This is a genomic window from Polystyrenella longa, from assembly GCF_007750395.1.
Taxonomy (GTDB): domain Bacteria; phylum Planctomycetota; class Planctomycetia; order Planctomycetales; family Planctomycetaceae; genus Polystyrenella; species Polystyrenella longa.
Genome location: NZ_CP036281.1, coordinates 3,735,463 through 3,753,854, shown reverse-complemented (window position 1 = coordinate 3,753,854; position 18,392 = coordinate 3,735,463). Strand labels below are relative to the sequence as shown.

15 protein-coding genes are annotated in these 18,392 nt (G+C 50.5%); 9 read left to right on the top strand and 6 right to left on the bottom strand.

Annotated features, from left to right (window positions below; all coding sequences use genetic code 11):
- Window positions 1-6 precede the first annotated feature (6 nt).
- Window positions 7-2,031, bottom strand: coding sequence for a phenylalanine--tRNA ligase subunit beta (gene pheT / locus Pla110_RS13910; RefSeq protein WP_144996352.1), 2,025 nt, complete (start codon window positions 2,029-2,031; stop codon window positions 7-9).
- A 399-nt stretch (window positions 2,032-2,430) separates the two neighbouring features.
- Window positions 2,431-3,720 (bottom strand): phosphoribosylamine--glycine ligase, encoded by a 1,290-nt coding sequence (purD, locus tag Pla110_RS13905; protein ID WP_144996351.1) that lies wholly within the window; start codon window positions 3,718-3,720, stop codon window positions 2,431-2,433.
- A 582-nt stretch (window positions 3,721-4,302) separates the two neighbouring features.
- On the opposite strand from purD, the gene Pla110_RS13900 reads away from it, so the two are divergent.
- From Pla110_RS13900 to Pla110_RS13890, 3 genes are all read left to right on the top strand, one after another.
- Complete coding sequence (locus Pla110_RS13900) at window positions 4,303-5,307, top strand: aspartate-semialdehyde dehydrogenase (protein WP_144996350.1); 1,005 nt, start codon at window positions 4,303-4,305, stop codon at window positions 5,305-5,307.
- A gap of 285 nt (window positions 5,308-5,592) precedes the next feature.
- Complete coding sequence (lysA, locus tag Pla110_RS13895; protein WP_144996349.1) at window positions 5,593-6,864, top strand: diaminopimelate decarboxylase; 1,272 nt, start codon at window positions 5,593-5,595, stop codon at window positions 6,862-6,864.
- A gap of 38 nt (window positions 6,865-6,902) precedes the next feature.
- Window positions 6,903-7,160, top strand: coding sequence for a hypothetical protein (locus Pla110_RS13890; protein WP_144996348.1), 258 nt, complete (start codon window positions 6,903-6,905; stop codon window positions 7,158-7,160).
- A gap of 494 nt (window positions 7,161-7,654) precedes the next feature.
- Here the strand turns inward: Pla110_RS13890 and Pla110_RS13885 are convergent, their stop codons facing one another.
- Window positions 7,655-8,518, bottom strand: coding sequence for a DUF1963 domain-containing protein (locus Pla110_RS13885; protein WP_144996347.1), 864 nt, complete (start codon window positions 8,516-8,518; stop codon window positions 7,655-7,657).
- Window positions 8,519-8,825: 307 nt separating this feature from the next.
- On the opposite strand from Pla110_RS13885, the gene Pla110_RS13880 reads away from it, so the two are divergent.
- Window positions 8,826-9,257, top strand: a complete 432-nt coding sequence (locus tag Pla110_RS13880) for a hypothetical protein (RefSeq protein WP_144996346.1) — start codon at window positions 8,826-8,828, stop codon at window positions 9,255-9,257.
- Window positions 9,258-9,259: 2 nt separating this feature from the next.
- Here the strand turns inward: Pla110_RS13880 and Pla110_RS13875 are convergent, their stop codons facing one another.
- From Pla110_RS13875 to thrC, 3 genes are all read right to left on the bottom strand, one after another.
- Window positions 9,260-9,619: a VOC family protein gene (locus tag Pla110_RS13875; RefSeq protein WP_197440198.1), complete on the bottom strand. Its 360-nt coding sequence runs from the start codon at window positions 9,617-9,619 to the stop codon at window positions 9,260-9,262.
- A 20-nt stretch (window positions 9,620-9,639) separates the two neighbouring features.
- Entirely contained in the window at window positions 9,640-10,212 is a 573-nt protein-coding gene (locus Pla110_RS13870) for a hypothetical protein (protein WP_144996344.1), read from the bottom strand.
- A 234-nt stretch (window positions 10,213-10,446) separates the two neighbouring features.
- The gene (gene thrC, locus Pla110_RS13865) at window positions 10,447-11,850 is read right to left on the bottom strand and encodes a threonine synthase (protein ID WP_144999713.1); all 1,404 of its coding nucleotides are present in this window, start codon (window positions 11,848-11,850) and stop codon (window positions 10,447-10,449) included.
- Between the two features lie 551 nt (window positions 11,851-12,401).
- Between thrC and dnaG the strand changes: the two genes are divergently transcribed.
- From dnaG to Pla110_RS13840, 5 genes are all read left to right on the top strand, one after another.
- Complete coding sequence (gene dnaG, locus Pla110_RS13860; RefSeq protein ID WP_197440197.1) at window positions 12,402-14,360, top strand: DNA primase; 1,959 nt, start codon at window positions 12,402-12,404, stop codon at window positions 14,358-14,360.
- Window positions 14,361-14,382: 22 nt separating this feature from the next.
- Window positions 14,383-16,029: an RNA polymerase sigma factor RpoD gene (gene rpoD / locus Pla110_RS23040; protein ID WP_144996342.1), complete on the top strand. Its 1,647-nt coding sequence runs from the start codon at window positions 14,383-14,385 to the stop codon at window positions 16,027-16,029.
- Between the two features lie 101 nt (window positions 16,030-16,130).
- Entirely contained in the window at window positions 16,131-16,829 is a 699-nt protein-coding gene (locus tag Pla110_RS13850; protein ID WP_144996341.1) for a zinc ribbon domain-containing protein, read from the top strand.
- A 479-nt stretch (window positions 16,830-17,308) separates the two neighbouring features.
- A complete protein-coding gene (locus tag Pla110_RS13845) occupies window positions 17,309-17,683 on the top strand; it encodes a response regulator (protein ID WP_144996340.1) in 375 nt (124 codons plus the stop codon).
- Between the two features lie 90 nt (window positions 17,684-17,773).
- Window positions 17,774-18,379: a chemotaxis protein CheC gene (locus tag Pla110_RS13840; protein WP_144996339.1), complete on the top strand. Its 606-nt coding sequence runs from the start codon at window positions 17,774-17,776 to the stop codon at window positions 18,377-18,379.
- The last annotated feature ends 13 nt before the right edge of the window (window positions 18,380-18,392 follow it).

Here is an 18,392-nt window from a genome sequence, read left to right as displayed (position 1 = left end):
TGAAAACTAACGTAGGTTTACGTTTAATTTCTTCTCGCAAGCAGCGACGATATCAGCATGCGCTGCGTCGACTTCTTCGCTGGTGAGTGTTCGTTCGGAGGAACGGAAGCTGACATGCATCAGGTACGACTTCAGGTCGGCACCCAACTGCTTGCCGCGGAACATGCCTCCGTACTGAATGTTTTCGAGCAGTTTTCCACCTGCACTACGAACGGTTGTTTCGAGATCGTTCCACTCGACGGACTCGTTCATCACAAAGTTGAAGTCGCGAGTGATGTTTGGGAATTGGGGCAACTCAGTTGCGTGTTTGATTTGTTTACGAATGTCGATCAACGTCGCGAGATCGAGTTCCGCGACACATACGGTGTCCCGCAGACTGAGTTTATCCTGAACATCGCGAGAGATTTCGCCGATCCAACCGAAAGGTTTTCCGTCCAGTGATAGTTCTGCACCCCGGCCAGGTTCGAATTGACCAATGTCAGCAGGCTTTGCCTCCATTACCAATCCGTCATTAATTCGGTTGGCAATCGTTTCGATGGCTCCCTTTAATTCCAGGAAGGAACGACCGCTGACCATGCTCAGCCGCATCGGTTCGACTTCCTGCTCCGGAGCACCCGGTTTGGCTTTTACATAAACTTTGGCGATCTCGAACAGTTCCGCATTGAAGACATTATGACGTTCATTCTCACGACGGCTACGCAGGAGCGACGGGATTAAGCTTTGACGTAACAGGTTTTCTTTTTTGCGGGTTGAATGCTCGACATGCAGCGGTTCTAATTCGCCAAACGGTTGAAACAGTTCGTGATCTTCTCGACTGACAAAAGAGACCGTGTACGCTTCAGAAAATCCGAGGCCGTTCAAGACTTTATAAAGCTGTCGAGTAGTCTGGTCTTTTTCAGTGGGAGTCGTCAGGTGAACTGGCAGGAATCGATCTTCCGGAATCTGGTCGTATCCATATATCCGGGCGACTTCTTCAATCAGGTCGACTTCACGGGTCAGGTCCCGTCGCCAGGTCGGGGCAATGAAGGTCGCGTCGGTCTTGGTAGTCTTTCCCACCTGTTTCAAACCGAGGACGGTCAGAATTTCAACGGCGGTTTTGGGATCAATATCGATTCCGAGTAACCGCTTGATTTGCGAGAACCGGAGTGTGACTTGTTCCGTTTTCTCTGTTGGTTGTTCGCCGACATCGATGGAACCTTCGAGTAATTCTCCACCGGCGATCTGCAAAATCAAATCACAGCAGCGGCGGCTCGCCCAATCCATTTGATGAACGTCGATATAGCGCTCGAAGCGGAATGAAGAATCGCTGTGTAAGCTCAGTTTGCGAGCGGTGGATCGAACCGTGAGCGGAGTGAAGTTGGCGACTTCGATCAGGATGTTGGTTGTACCTGCGGAAATTTCCGTGTCGAGTCCACCCATCACGCCAGCGATGGCTACAGGTCGATCTACATCGGCGATCACACACATCTCGGCGTCGAGTTCGTACTCGCGCTGATCGATGGCGGTGATCTTTTCTCCTTTGGTTGCTTTACGGACGACGATTTTCTGGCCAGACAGCTTGTCGAAGTCAAAAGCGTGTAGCGGTTGGCCACACTCCATCAGGACATAATTGGTGATGTCGACAACATTGTTAATTGATGCGATACCCAGAGTTGCCAGTCGTTTTTGCAGCCAATCCGGGCTAGGGCCGACTTTCACGTTTCTGATGACGCGAGCGACATAGCGAGGGCAAAGTTCGGGGCAGTCGATCGTAACCGAAGTGACTTCGTCGACGGCGTCGCCCGTTGCAGTCGGTTCTGCAGCAGGGATCGTGAGCTTTTTATCAAACAGGCAGGCGACTTCCCGGGCGATACCTATGTGACCGAGGCAATCGGCCCGGTTGCTGGTTACTTCGAGGTCAATCGCCGTCTCTCCGCCGACTTCTTCGATCCCTTCCAGATTCAATCCGGAAATTGTGAGTCGGTCCGTCAGATTGTCGAGGCTCATGTCGAGCGAAACGTATTCAGTCAACCAATCCCAGCTGGCAATCATATCTATATTCTTTGTCGTAACTCAGTCAGTGATAGGGTATTTCGAGATTCATCCGTTCCACACAGATAGAGACACTGTGGGCCTGAATCTGTTCGGAGGGAGAATTAACCCACAATCTACGTTTATGACATCCTTAGCGGAAGGGATGGGCCGGGCCAAACGCCCGATTCAGCCTGAAAACGGGTGCAGATACAACGAAACAGACGAAAATCATGCCACTTTACGACAAGTATGATTGGTGAACAGAATCATGTCGTTTTTTGAGGAGAGTGATACCGTAGTTCTACAAACACGGCTCCACATTTCCGGACTTTGTAAGTCTGCAATGCCCGGACAGCCCTTATTCATTGTCCTGGCTCTCTAAGTTTCCCGTTCAATAATTTTATGAACTACAAATCACTAATTGCGGGCTTTGTCCGAAATGTCTTTGCGGCACCAGGCGCCTTCCCAGCGAATCTGTTTAACGGCCTGATAAGCTCGGAGTTTGGCGTTGGTGAGATCAGCGCCAATCGCGGTGACACCCAGAACACGGCCTCCATCGTTGACGACTTTTTCGCCCTGCAAAGCAGTTCCAGCGTGGAAAACCTTGGCTCCTTCGACTTCGTCGGCGGCAGCGAGACCGGTGATTGTTTTGCCTTTTTCGTAGTCGCCCGGGTAACCTTCAGACGCCATGACGACACACAACGAGGGGCGTTCGTCCCATTCAAGTTCGTCCAGTTCACCCAGACGCTGTTCTGCGGCGAGGTAAAGAACTTTGGCGAGGTCTGTTTTCAAACGCATGAGGACAGGTTGTGCTTCGGGGTCGCCGAAGCGAACGTTGAATTCAAGAACTTTGGGCCCCTGATTGGTAATCATCAATCCGGCATACAATACACCTCGGAACTCGGCTTTCTGCCGGCGAAGCGTGTGAATAGTGGGCACCAGGATGTTCTCAATGATTTCATCCATCATGTCCGATGTCACGATTGGCGCGGGCGAATAAGCCCCCATGCCGCCCGTGTTTGGTCCGGTGTCACCATCATAAGCCGCTTTATGGTCCTGTGATGTTTCCAGAGGAATGATCGTGTTTCCGTCCACAATCGCCAGGATGCTCACTTCCTGACCTTCTAACCGTTCTTCGATGATGATCTTCTCGGAAGCCGCACCGAATTGTCGGCCACTCAGCATACTCTTCACAGCGTCGAGAGCTTCGGCTTGCGTATCGCAGACCACGACTCCTTTACCCGCCGCCAGCCCATCTGCTTTAACAACCAGCTTGATTTCGGTCCGGTCCTCGATGTACGTCAAAGCCGCGTCCAGATTATCAAACGCCTGATAGTCGGCCGTGGGGACTTTCGCCAGTCTCATAATTTTTTTGGCGAAGGCTTTGCTTCCTTCGAGCTGAGCCGCTGCTTTGCTAGGTCCAAATACTCGAACACCAACCGCTTGCATTTCGTCGGCCAATCCGGCGACGAGCGGGGCTTCGGGCCCGATGACGGCCAAGTCGATCTTCTCATCCTGGGCGAACTTCACCAGCCGTTTGATGTCGGAGGACGAAATATCGACATTCGTCACATCCTGGGCTGTGCCTGCATTGCCCGGTGCACAAAAGATCTTGCTGACGTGGGGGGACTGCGCCATTTTCCAGGCGAGCACATGTTCACGGCCACCTTGACCAACGATGAGAATACGTAAGTTGTCAGGAATCATGGATTACTTAATCGGGAGCTAAATATAAATGAAAGTGAAAAGCAAAGCCGGGAAAGCCCTCGTACTGCGACGACAGACGCATCGAAGGTTCTTCCGTCTGGGAGTATACCAAGCCGAGTCGAACGGTCCCAACCACGCGGTTTCTCCTCGACCCAGAAAAGCGAGAATTTTACAATCTCAACGAAAAAATGGCCTATCTGACAAATTGAGGCAGGTGAATACCGCTTTGTCCGTCAAAAAACAGGGTGATCTGGCCCGGCTGATTGAATCTCCCCGCCCTCTCCCCTTATAGTGTGCGGAAATTGGAGCAAATCAGGATGAGTTCAGAATTAGTGATGATTTGCTCCAGCGATTAGAATCGCCTTATCTCGATATTTGCGAGCTGTCTGCTGCCCGGTTGGCCCAGCAACCCCTTTCGCGGTGAACCTCTTAATACTCGTTCTCTCCTATCGTTGAGGACGAGTTCCGCGAGCGTAACCGTTCAATCTCTCCCGAGCGGAGAGATTTTAACTCGATTGAGCGAGCTGATTCTGCTTTTTATTTGGATTTCTATTCCCAATTTCCTGTTTCAGGAGACCCATTGTGTTTGATACCGTTGCTGTAGTCGGTGCCTCTGGTGCTGTCGGTCAGATTATTCGTCAATTGCTTGAGGAGCGTAAATTCACCGCGAAGAAATTCCGGTTCCTCGCCTCGGCCCGTTCCGCAGGGCAGAAGCTGACATTCAACGGAGAAGAATACACATTCGAAGAACTGACGCACGATGCCTTCGAAGGGGTTGATCTGGTCATCGCCAGTACTCCGGACGACATCGCCGCTGAATACCTGCCCTCCGCCGTCAAAGCAGGCTGCAAAGTCATCGATGAATCAGGCTACTTTCGGATGAAAGAGGACGTCGCCCTCGTCATTCCTGAAATCAATCCGCAGGATGCCCTGAACGCGAAAGGAATTATTGCCAGCCCCAACTGCTCGACCACACAGATGGTAGTGGCCCTTAAACCACTGCACGATTTCAGCCCCATTACCCGCGTGATCTGCAGTACTTACCAAGCAACCAGCGGCGCCGGTGTACAGGGTACGGCGGATCTGCATCAGGGAAGCCAGGCATTCCTGAACAATGAATCTTACGAATATAAAGCCTTCTCTCATCCAATCGCTTTCAACGCCATTCCTCAAATCGGTAGTGAAAAAGAAGATGGCTACACCAGCGAAGAGCTGAAGATGGTCTACGAGACTCGCAAAATCATGGGGCTGCCTAACCTCAAAGTGAGCACTACCTGTGTCCGTATTCCTGTCGCCAACTGTCACAGCGAAACGATTACAGTCGAAACAGAATCTCCGATCTCTCCGGAAAAAGCTCGCGAACTTTTCGCTGCATTCCCCGGAATCACCGTTATGGACAATCTTAAAAATGGGGAGTACCCACTCCCCTCGACCTGCGATGGTTCGGACGAGGTTTTTGTCGGACGCATTCGCAAGGACATCAGCTGTGATAATGGTTTGAGTTTCTGGTGTGTGAGCGACAACCTGCGTAAAGGTGCCGCGACCAACGCCGTCCAGATTGCGGAACTGCTCTCTGAAAATTTGTAGTAGTGAGTCTCCCCCGAAGTCTGTGGAATGATTGACTTCGGGGGCCACGCATGGCTTATCCAACCGTGACGATCACAGCGAAAACTTCGAACGTTTCTCTACCGATGTAACACCGCGACTCCTCAGTGAAGGTTGATTGGTTCCTTTAGAGCAATCGTGGAGTTACTACGATGATGAAGCACTTGTTTCTGCCCTCTATACTCTCACTGCTGGACGAGCCAGTTGTGACACCCTTATTATCATAGCTTTCCCTGTTTAAGCTTGTTTTATTTCCGGATCGTATTCATGAGTCATTTCCAATACCAGAACGATGAACTTTATTGCGAAGACGTCCCTGTCGCTCAACTGGTCGAAGAATTCGGCACGCCACTGTATGTCTATTCCAAGAAGACATTGCTGGAAAAGTTGAATGATATCCAGACTGCCTTCGCCGAAGTCGAACCGGTTATCTGCTACTCGGTAAAAGCCAACGGTAACCTAAGCCTCTTGAAAGTCATGAACGACGCCGGGAGCAGCTTCGATGTTGTCTCTGGCGGAGAGCTATACCGGGTACGTGAAGCGGGTGGCGATACAACCCGTGTCGTATTCGCTGGGGTAGGGAAAACCGATGCTGAAATCCGGTTCGCCCTCGAATCCAATATCCTGATGTTCGACGTCGAGAGTGAAGCGGAACTCGACGCGATCTCGGCCATCGCGGCGGACATGGGAGTGATCGGTCCCGTTGCCCTACGGCTCAATCCCGACGTCGACGCCAAGACACATAGCAAAACGACGACAGGGAAAAAAGGGAACAAGTTCGGCATGGACATCGAACGAGCCTCAGAGCTCGCGAAGAAAGTCCTTGCCGATCCGCATCTGGCCCTCAAGGGAATCCACATGCACCTCGGTTCCCCAATCCTGACCACGGACCCTTATGCCCAAGCCGTGAAGAAAGCGATCGACGTTGTCGCCGAGTATCGCAATGAGGGTCACGAGATCGACTGGATTAATCTCGGTGGTGGTTTTGGCATCAGCTACAAACATGACGAAGGTCTTCCCGCTTCCGAATACGCCAAGGTAATCGTCCCCGGTGTCAAAGAGGCGAAATGCCGCCTCGCTCTGGAACCGGGCCGTTACATCGCCGGTAACAGTGGAATCCTGGTAACGCAGGTTGTCTTCACTAAACGCGAAGGGGGCAAGCTGTTCATCATTCAAGACGGCGGCATGACTGACCTTGTCCGTCCCGCCATGTACGACAGCTTCCATGGAGTCTGGCCTGTGAAATCGACTCTCGATCCACAGGGCAACTGGGAGAAAGAGCATGACGGCTGCGAAAAAGCGGACGTCGTCGGCCCTGTTTGCGAATCGTGCGACTACTTTGCCAAAGACCGCTCACTCCCCCCCGTCGAGCGTGGCGACCTGCTCTCCATCTTCAGTGCTGGAGCCTACGGTACCGTCATGAGCAGCAACTACAACAGCCGCCCAAGAGCTGCCGAAGTCCTCGTCGATGGAAAAGAGTACAATCTGATCCGCCGCCGCGAAACCTGGGAAGAGATTATTGCCCACGAGAAGGTTTGAGGCTCGGCCCGGACTCTTTCCAACGAAAGAACCGCACAATGAATCCGGTAGAAATGATCGACCTGCAGAATCGCATTGTTGTGACGACTGCAAATGCTATCGAAACAGACTGGGACGCGGCAGTCGTGAATCTTGAGGTTGATGTTCAAGATCAGGACTTGAAAAAGGACTGCCTGCCTATTTCATTCCAAAGAGTTGGCCACAAGTGGGAGAGCCAAGAATTCGCATTCCCTGATGAATGCATTGAATTATTCCTGTCATCATTAAGAGAAGCGACAGCGGATCCCACACCTTGAACAGTCTGCCATTTAGAAATTGATTCTTCCGGCCAGTATAAGTTCTCCTACGCTTATGATTCGCCAAAACGGCTGAATGGTATTCAAGACGCACAGGCATTTCTGACGAACTATGTCCCTCCATTTCCACGTCCGGATAAAAAGGGGATGATGCAAAGAATCCGAGCTTTGTTTTCGCGACGTTGATAATGCGAAAACGGATAGACGTTTAAAACATCGTGTTCAAAAGTGGGTGCCACGGCTGGCTCGTCCAGCCGTGTGATTTCAGATGTTGTTATCATGTGCTTCAACAACGCCATCTGCTCTGCGATTGTTCTGGCGAGTATTATTCATCGACTAATGAGGCATCGCTGTGTCGTAGCGAGAATGAAGCACTTCTTGTCACTCTTGGGAATCACACTACTAAGCAAGTCAGCAGTGGCCCCCGATTAGCTGTAGAAATTAGCCATCAGGTCAAGTGAGCAACCGGTCAGGGATGGCCTGCATTTTCTTCCTCAATACGAGTCCTCGCTCCAATGAAGGGCTCCCTCGTCGTCGATATAAATATAGAGACATCCCATATCTGAAATCATGAGGTAGTCGTCCCACGAATCTACAGACAGTGGAATCGCCCTGGATTGATTCACCCAGGGATATTGAATTTCCGATGTGGGTTGAATAGAACTGAGAACACACAACATCCGTCCCGGTGGGGGATTCTCGGTATCAATCGGTTGGATACCAAATGGCGCGATTCCGATTTGAGTTCCCTGATATTTTAGCAAAACGAAGTCACTCCAGACTTCATGTCCGTCGTATAGCGGATAATTTGAGTCGAAGAGTCTTTCGGCGTCTGGAAAATTCAGGACTCGACAGCGATAACCATAAGTTGGCTTAAATTCGTATTGATGCGTCGGGATTTCAAAAAGCGTGATCAGTTTTTCAGCCGTGTAGTTTCGCCATTCGAAACGAAGATCCTCGAAGTAGCCCGGTTCTTTCTGATCTGCGAACACGAGCAGTATGTCACCTGGTAGCTCACCCGTGAGATCTTTCGAATCTCCGAAATTAACTTGCCCGATGAACAGCAGCGGCGCCCCATCCGCATCCGCGGGCCACTCCTCACCTGCCACAAGATAGGGCAATCCCCCTGTCTTCGTGACGTGACGATCCTTCGGCTCTCCATCTGCCCAGATAAAAATATCCGAAGGAAAACCTGAACCCCAACGGTATTGATCGTTGAGAACTTTTCGGAGTTGTTCGTTGTTACAGATATCGCAGGGGCCGGTGATGATTTCACCGGAAAATCGTCCACGTCGAATAAACATCTCGAGAGGGAGCCACTTCAGCCACTCTTCAAGTTCAAAGGTATAGTTGTGCATTTCTCTCCCCCCTCCCCCTAACTTTTGGCTCTATTTAGTTACTCTGAGTAACCCAAGTAGTTAAATATTTAAAATGGATTCAGAGACGAGTGGACGAGTGAGAAAATTCTCACCTGACTAAACCATTCAAGCTGGTGAATCTGCCGGCGTCCATCCGTGCCGTGCATTAAATCCTAGTCGACCTATTATAGCGATTGATCTGCTAAAAAATCTATTGACTTGCTCCTCACATCCATAGAAGATCGGAGTACCGCTTACCGCATTGATTTCAGATGCGGTCCATCGTCCTCAGGGAAGGAATCCTACCATGAACCGAATTGTAATCAGTCTATTCTCGCTCAGCTTAGTGATGTTTGCATTCTCGGAGGCCGTGCTTGCGGATGATTCACTGGCAAACGATTTGCAAATCAAAGTCGATAATTCGCCAGTCGCTTTAGATGGATCGCAGTTTTTCAGGTTCCATAAAGGAGAATCTGAAAACGAGGTCGAAATCACCTTTGAAAAGAGCCGGAAGAAGATGACCGGTACCAGGATTGTTTTCGAGAAAAAGGGCGAAGACCCGATGGTGATCACCACTGGCAAAAAAGGGATTCATGTTGTCTCGTCAGGAAGTACGATACAGGCCGTTGCTATTACGATAAAACCAGTAAAATCCGGGACTGCGCTTACCATCGAAAAGCTTCAAGGCGTAATCGCTACGACGCCAGCTTCCCAATTTATAAGTCCATCTAAGGATTAGTACTAAGCGGCAACCTGCCCCGCGATTTCCAGTGTATTGCCATCCGGATCTGCAATAATCATATCACTCAAGCCCCACGGTTGTTTGGTCAATTGTTGAGTGATTTTCACATCGTTTGCCATAGATCGTTCGGCGAGTGGTTCGATGTCAACTACCATAATGTGACAGTGGCTGGTACCGGCGAAATCAGGTTTGACAGCCAGATGAATCTCCGACACGTCGCGGCGAATGATGGCGAAACTGATAGGTGCGCCATTGGTGTAGATGACCTCGAATCCAAGTTGGTCCTGCCAAAAACTCAGGGATCGATTAACATCGTTCACAAAGAGCGTCGGTGCGACATGACCAAAGGTGATGGGCATGGGCTTCTCCCAATCTTGCTTCATTGCTGAGATTTTACACGTGGTTTCAACGTGACGACCAGGTCCCCTTGCTTGAGTTGGCCGATTTGTAAATGGGGACCAGCAAGCAGGATTCTTTCGCCGTCTTTAGCAATTACTACTGTATTGATCCCGAATGCGTTCAGCCGCGGTGCCAGTTCTGCCTTTTTCCATTCACCAACGACGAGGTTCTGAGCATTAATTACTGAAACGATGCCTTCGGGTTTGATTTTCGACTTCAGATCGACCGAAAATCCAGCCTTCAACTCGTCGAGTTCCTTGGGAAGGTCATCGGATACGGGGGTGGCAATATGGACGCTGGTCGGTTGATCCTGCATCGCTCTGATGGTCACTCGATAGACGGTTTTCAACACTTTCTGCTTTTCCGCCCAGGTGAGCCATGCTTTGGGATCAGCAAGCGTTGGCTGTTTCTCGGTGATCCTCTCCGCGTCTTCCGCCGAAAGAGTCATCTCCAAGAGGGCGATTTCCGTCTCAATCGTTTTCGGCTTTTCTGCCGCGGTCAATTGTAGGCAAACGCAAAAACAAGTGACCACGATAAGAGATAGACGAAACATAGCAGCCCTCCATGGGTGACGCTGGAAAAGTGGACGGTTCGAAAACTCGTGATCACACACACACATTTTGAGGTCAGAGAGCAACCGTCAATAAGTGTGCATCTCGAGGTGTATTGGTTCCTCGACCGATTCACCTATGTACACAATTAACGCTTAGTGTTGCTTCGCAACCCAGACGACTCTGGCGAGATCGTCTGGGCCACTCTTTTGGTTGGAACTCCCCGCTATAGTAACCTACAGCCCGCGGACCACTTTCAGGATCTCTTCCAGGTCGTTGGGGACTGGAGTGGGGCGGTTGGTGAATTGAGCTTGGGTGATGCCTCGTTTTACTAAGGCGTTCTCTTTGTCCTTAGCATTGAAGGTGTGATATCCGACGGTCGCGGTGGGGTCCTTCAGTTGATGGCCGGTGAGAATGCAGACGACGCGGTCGCTGGGGGCGATGACTCCTTCTTCGCGGAGCAGTTTGGCTCCGGCGAGGCTGGCTCCCGAAGCAGGTTCGCAGCCCAGGCCACCCGCACCGACTGTCGCTTTGGCGTCGAGGATTTGTTCGTCGTTGACTTCGCGGACGACACCGTCGCAAACATCGAGAGCGCGGAGACATTTCATCAGGTTCACCGGGCGATTGATTTCGATGGCACTCGCTAGAGTAGAGGCGCGACGGTTCTGTTCATCCATGTCAGTGTAGAAGGTGTCACTCTTCACGACGTCAGGTCGGCCATCGTTCCAGCGAAGCCCACCTTCTTCATAAAGCTGATAGAGCGTATTCGCTCCTTGAGCATTGATGACCGCCAGACGCGGAATGCGGTCGATCAAACCGAGTTGTTTGAGTTCCATAAACGCCTTGCCGAAGGCGCTGCTGTTGCCGAGGTTGCCGCCGGGGACGACGATCCAGTCAGGAATTTCCCACTGGAGCGATTCGAGCACGCGGTACATGATGCTCTTTTGGCCTTCCAATCGGAATGGATTCACGCTGTTGCAAAGATAGATATTCTCTTGTTCGCACACTTCACGAACGCGGAGCAGGGCGTCGTCGAAGTCGCCTTCGATTTGAATCGTGGCGGCACCGTAGTCGAGCGCCTGGGAAAGTTTTCCATAAGCAATTTTGCCACTTCCAATGAAGACGACACATCGGAACAAGCCCGTGACGGACGCGTAAATGGCCAGGGAAGCGCTGGTGTTCCCGGTGGAAGCACAGGCTGTTACTTTAGCTCCCACCATGTTCGCATGAGTGGAGGCGGCGGTCATGCCGTTGTCTTTAAAACTACCGGACGGGTTCAGGCCTTCGTACTGCAGATAAAGATTTCCCGCATTGATGCCAGCGAATTTGGCGGCGACGTTGGCCTGTTGCAACTTGGTCTGGCCTTCGCCGATCGTGACGATTTTCTCCTCCGGTGCGAATGGGAAAAGCTCGCGGAATCGCCACACACCGCTGTAGTCGATCGGCGTGTGTCGGTTGCTCCACCGTTTTTCAAACTCTTTCAGAGACGAGGGAACGGGGACACGATCCCAATCGTAGCAGATATCAAGCAGGGTATTGCTCTCGGGACAACTCGTCAGCACCTGGTCGACACCATAGGTAGTTGTGGTGTCAGGAGAAATGGGGGCCTGATAGGCGACGTCGGTGGAAGTGGTGGTAATGGGACTGACTCCGAATAGAAAACGGGACCGGGAGCAGAGGACGAAACCGGTCTGCGACAGAGCTGGGTATGAAGTAGCAGAGACAAACCGAGTTAGTTGCAGGTTCACCAGCTGACGACCTGAGTCTTGCAAAGTTTGCACATTTTGTAAATTCTATCAGCAGAGGGCAACCGAAATTGTTTGCCAACTGAATGTTGCTGTCTAAAAAAACGCCATAAATTAGAAGTTGCGGTATCCGGGGGAGTTTGTCACGACTTTCCGATTTAGAAGATCGGGTAAATTATTCCTTAAACAGACTACCTTAACGATCAGGAGATGAATTAATGTCTTGCAGGCAATTGATTTATGATGTCCTCCAAATGGCCCGGAAAAAAAGCGATTGCTTGACGCGAGGTCAACAGTATGTAAAATTGTAATGTTCGGCGCAGAGCAAGCATCACCGAACCAATCACAGTCCTTTCAATGTGAGGGGACGCGTCATTTCAGTTACTGGGTAAACTGACTTGATTGGGAACGAACTGCTCAGGGTCACAAGTCTCAAGGGGTCGCGGGTGTCAACTGAATTTCCCAATGATTTCAAAGAGACCGTTCGAGCCCAAACTGACATCGTCAACCTGATATCTGAATATGTCACCTTGACGCCAAAGCGGGGCGGTCGCGAGTACGAAGGCATTTGCCCGTTTCACGACGATCATAAACCTTCTATGAACGTCTCGACTGAACGTCAGACCTATAAATGCTGGGCCTGTCAGGAAGGGGGCGACTGCTTTTCGTTCCTGATGAAAATCGACAGCCTCGAGTTTGTCGAAGCACTCGACAAACTGGCAGATCGAGCCAACCTGGAACGTCCGAAGACGATGGGGCGTTTTTCGCCCGAAAAGAAAAACCAAAAGGCGAGCTTGATCGAAGTCGTTCGCTGGGCGGAAAACGAGTTCCATCAGTTCCTGATGGATAGTCCGCAGGCCGAGGCGGCACGCCGGTACCTGTATGAAGATCGCGGTTTTACCGACGAAACCATCCTCCAATTCCGCATGGGGTATCATCCCGGTGGTTGGGATTGGCTGATTGGTCGTGCCCAGAACAAATTCAGCCCAAAACAGCTTTTTGAGGCTCGCCTCGCCCGTCAGCGGAATGAGGGCGAAGGCTACTATGATGATTTTCGGCAACGTGTCATGTTTCCGATTCGCAACGACAAAGGGGATCCAGTCGCCTTCGGTGGAAGAATTTTGCCCGGTTTGGCAAATGAAGGCCAACCGAAATATCTGAACAGTGCTGACAGCGAGATTTTTTCCAAAAGCGAACTTCTTTACGGCTTCCATGTCGCCAAAGAAGCGATTCGAAAATCGGAAGTTGCCGTGGTCGTCGAAGGGTACACCGACGCCATTACGCTTCATCAGTATGGAATCTGTAATGTGGTGGGCACCTTGGGCGTCGCTTTGACGGAACCGCATGTGAAACTTCTCAGAAGATTCGCTCGCAAGAAAATGGTACTGGTGTACGACGGCGATGACGCCGGCCGAAACGCCACCGAGCGTTCGATCTCTCAGTTCCTGTCTCACGACGTGGACTTACGAATTCTGATTCTGCCGGAAGGGCAGGATCCTGCTGAATACATAGAGGAAAACGGGCCTGAGAGCCTGCAAAACCTGCTGGATAATGCCCCTGAGGCACTTGAGTACAAATATCAGATTTGTCGCGAACGAAATAGCGATACTCTGCACGGTCGAGAGAAGTCCCTGGACGAAATGCTCGATCTAATTCGCTTGAGCAGCAATATTAAGGGTACATTAAAAGAAGACCTGATCTTAAACCGCCTGTCCCAGCGACTCTCTGTGAATGAATCAGTACTCCGCCAGAAGCTTGTGGAGAAACGTCAGGAACTCGGCCATCAGCGAATTCAGCAACAGCGGCGGAATGCAGCCCGGCAAAACCAAATTCATTCGGCCCATTCTGAAACATCAGTACCAGCGGAAGTGAAGTCGACACTTGTACAGAAAATGTGGACTGAAAACGAATTAGTCTCCAATCCGGAATGCGAATTGCTTCAATGTATTCTGGAAGAACCAGAAACAACGTTTTGGGTGAGCCAGCAGATTTCTCCAGAAGTTCTGGAAAACCAAGATTTGGCATCCTTGTTGCAACTCTGTTTCGACTTATACGAACAAGACCAGTTGCCGACAGTCAATCGATTGATGGCAACTGTAGAAGATACACCATCGAAGAATTTTATCGGCCTCATTGATGAACTCTCACGCAAACTCGATATCTCTTCGAGGATTCGGGAGTCGAGCATCGAAATTGAGGGCGAAACAGTCTCCCGTTTTCTGCATCAGGCAGTCAGATTAATAAAACGACGCCTTCAGGAACGTGATGCCTTGTCAGAAATTAAAAAGCAGATGGTCTCCTTGACTGCGGAGACTTCTGTCGGATCAACGCTGGATGTAACGGCTATTGAGTTGTTGCAAAAAGCGGCTAACTTCCACCGACAACGAGCCACCGACAATACTTGACCTGAACCGGGAGGAAACGCGAGTGCATCGCTTAGATCAAGAACTGAAATCACTAATTGAAAAAGGTAGAGAGCAAGGATTTGTTACCTATCATGAGGCAAGTGGATACCTGCCTGATGAAGCGGACAATCCTCAAAAGCTCGATCACCTGGTCATGTCGCTGGAAGAGCTCGATCTTCCTCTGGTCAAGGATGACGCACCAGTTGAACCTGCCGATGGTTCCAAAAAACGTAAACCCCGTGTTCGGGAGATGTCGACCGAAGACAAATCGCGTCGCATTGACGACCCCGTGCGGATGTATCTGACCCAGATGGGTGAGATTCCTCTGCTGACACGTGAGGAAGAAATCAATCTGGCCAAACAGATTGAGTTAACGCGGAAATTGTTCCGACGTTTCCTCATCTCAGGCGATTACGTCATGGGCGAAGCGATCGGCATTCTTACGAAAGTCGACGCATCTGAACTTCCGTTTGACCGTACCATCAAAATTTCGATGACCGAGTCACTCGAGAAAGACCAGATCCTGGGGCGGATGCCGCATAACCTGGGAACACTTCGTCCGCTGCGTGAGCAGAACATTAAAGACTTCGAGACTATGATTTCGGAAGAGGCGAGCGACAAAGAACGCCGCGCCGCCGAAAACCGCTTGATGTTCCGTCGTCGTAAGATGGTCACCCTCGTTGAAGAACTCAGCCTGCGAACACAGCGTTTGCAGCCTAGCATGCGACGTTTGGAGCAGATTTCCATTCGTATGCTTGAGCTGGAATCGCAGATTAAAAACCTGCAACGATTGAAAACAGCCAAAGACGAAAGAGCCAACCTGCAGCGTGAATTGCATGACCTGATGATCATGACGCTGGAGACTCCTCAATCATTGAAAACCCGTGTTCAGGAAACTCAGGAGCGGTTCTTCGCCTACGAACAGGCGATGCGAGACCTTTCCGGTGGTAACCTGCGACTGGTGGTTTCGATTGCCAAGAAATACCGTAACCGTGGCCTGAGCTTCCTCGACCTGATTCAAGAAGGGAATACGGGACTGATGCGTGCGGTTGATAAATATGAATATCGCCGCGGCTATAAGTTCTCGACGTACGCCACTTGGTGGATTCGTCAGGCGATCACCCGCGCTATTGCGGACCAGGCTCGGACAATTCGTATCCCGGTTCATATGATCGAGACGATGTCCAAGCTGCGAAAAGTAAGTAAACGGCTGGTTCAGGAACTCGGACGGGAACCAACCCTCGAAGAGACTTCCGAAGCTGCCGAAGTCAGTCTTGAAGAAACTCGTCGTGTTATGAAGATTTCCCGCCATCCGATCAGTCTCGATCGGCCTGTCGGAGAAAGTGAAGACAGCTACTTCGGTGATTTCATCGAAGACAGTGGCAGCGACAGCCCTGTCAACGCCGCTACCCAGGAGATGCTGAAGGACAAAATTGATATCGTCCTTAAGACTCTCACCTATCGTGAACGGGAAATCATCAAACTCCGCTACGGCTTGGGAGATGGCTATACCTACACGTTGGAAGAAGTCGGACGAATCTTCAAAGTGACCCGCGAGAGGGTTCGCCAGATCGAGGCGAAAGCCGTCCGCAAGCTGCAACATCCTGTCAGGAGTAAGCAGCTAAAAGGGTTTTTAGATACCCTGGCGGCAGCCAACATTTCAAATTGATTCGATCAGCCGGTCCTTGTGACCGGCTTTTTTTATGTATGTTTGATATAGTAGAACGTATTGCAAGTGATCTTGAACGCTTCCCCAGGAGAGTATAACGGATGAGTACGACCGCAGCAGACCTTAAAGATCTGCACGAATTACATCGAAGACTTCAAGCCGTACAAGGGAAATTGGAAGCAGGCCCCAAACGTATCGCCGCTCGCGAGCAGATCGTAAGCAAAAAAGAAACCGAGTTGGAAGCAGCCCGTCAGAAGCAAAAACAACTCAAGATGACGAGCGATCAAAAAACACTGCAGCTGAAGACCAATGAAGCCAAAATCGATACACTCAAAAGGAAGCTGAACGAAGCCTCATCGAATCGGGAATACGAAATCATCACGTCGCAGATCGAGGCCGACAAAGTTGCGAACAGTGTCCTTGAAGACGAGATTCTCGAATGCCTGGATGGAATCGACGCTCAAGCGAAGGCTATTGAAAAACTGCAGACAGAGCTAGAGGCCTCTAAAGCGGACTTTGGCCAGTTTAAGACCACCTTTGAAGCGACGATCCCCGATCTACAGGAAGAGAATGACAAATTGCGTTCTTCTCTAAAAGAGGCGGAAACGTGTATTCCTGTTTCTGAACGGGCACAATACCAGCGTTTGGTCGCAGCTCACTCGGATACGGCTCTGGCAGCCGTCGAGTCCAATGCCTGTTCCGAGTGCTACACCATGCTGGAACCCAATATCATGGTTGAGCTCAATATGGGTAAAATCCGCTTCTGTCGCGCCTGTGGTCGATTGCTTTACCGCGAATAAGCTCCCTTGGGTTAAACATCAAATATGAAAACGGACACTCTCGGGTGTCCGTTTTTTTATGCGCTCAACGACGATTAACTGACGCACCTGAGTGCAACGTTATTGCGGAACTGATAGTCGAAACCCTCGCCTTTAAGGATGAAAAAGGGGCTGTTTCTTTTCGTTATGGAGACGGATAAAGCCGCTCAATAGCGGCTGCCTGTTTCTTTCTAGAAACGTTTGCAAGACGGCCGATTTGAGGTCTGAATTCAGGTGGTGCGGGTTGTGCCGGAAATAGGGGGGCCCTATTGGCGCTCAATACCCAATTTGCAGGTTAAGACCTCAAGACGGTTGCTAAAACGCAACATATGTTTTTGGAGTAAACAATAACCCGTTCCCAAAATTCTGTATTCGCATTGGATCAGCCAGAGTAATCGATACCCTTCGGGGCGGGTTCGATTCATTGCCTTTCTTGAAATTCATAACTCCGGAGCAAACACATGCCATTCATACTCGTCGCAGAGGATTCAACTCTTTCACGGAAAATGATTGTAAGAGCATTGGTGAGCCATGGTTTTGAAGTGATTCAGGCTCGGGATGGAAAAGAAGCATTGAAGATATTTATTGAACGGGAAACAGAGCTGACCTGTCTGGTTTCGGACAATCTGATGCCGGAGATGTCAGGAGTCGAATTGCTGGCGGAAGTTCGTAAACGAACAAGTGAGTTTCCCGTCATCATGGCTTCGGCCGACATTCAGAAGACGACACGAGCGGAATGTGACCGACTCGGTATTTCCGCCTTTCTGAATAAACCAGTGCAGCCGGAAGATTTAATCGCCGCTGTAAAGGATGCCTTGTCTTTACCTGTTTGTTAACCCACTCGGAACTCCTTTACTCTCCTTCGTGCCGGATTGAAGTCCATCTCATCCAGTCGAATTATCGCGATCTTGAATCGAGAACCAAACATGAACACAACCGTCGAACAACTCGATGCATTAGCCGAAATTATTAATATCGGAACAGGCCGAGCTGCCGCTGCTCTCAGCGAAATCACCGATTCGTGGATCGAGCTTTCTGTTCCTCGAGTGGTTGCCTGTAGCCCCCGAGACGTTTCCCTGCATGTGGATCAAACCGATTCGGACTCTCAGACGTTAATCTGTCAGAAGTTCCAAGGTGGATTGAACGGTCAAGCGTCGCTTTCGTTTCCGAGCAAGAGTGCTCTCAGCCTTGCACACTTCGTGGGCGATGTTGAAGACGAGGCGGACGAATTTGACTTTGACCTGGAAGGAATCCTGGAAGAAGTTGGGAATATCGTGTTGAACGCGGTACTCGGGTCTGTCTCGAATCTGTTCGAGTGTGGTTTGGATTATTCGTTGCCGGAATTTCTACCTCAGATCGATTTGCTCTCTTATATGCAGAACAACGTGACCGAAGAAGCTGGTGAAGAGCTTACCATACTGGTGGCTAATGCGAACTTTAATATTGCCAGTCGGGATATTCGCGGAAGTTTGATTATCGTCTTTCAGGTGGAATGCTTGAGGCGACTTCTGGCCAAAGTCCTGGATGACTGATATTCAATCCCCT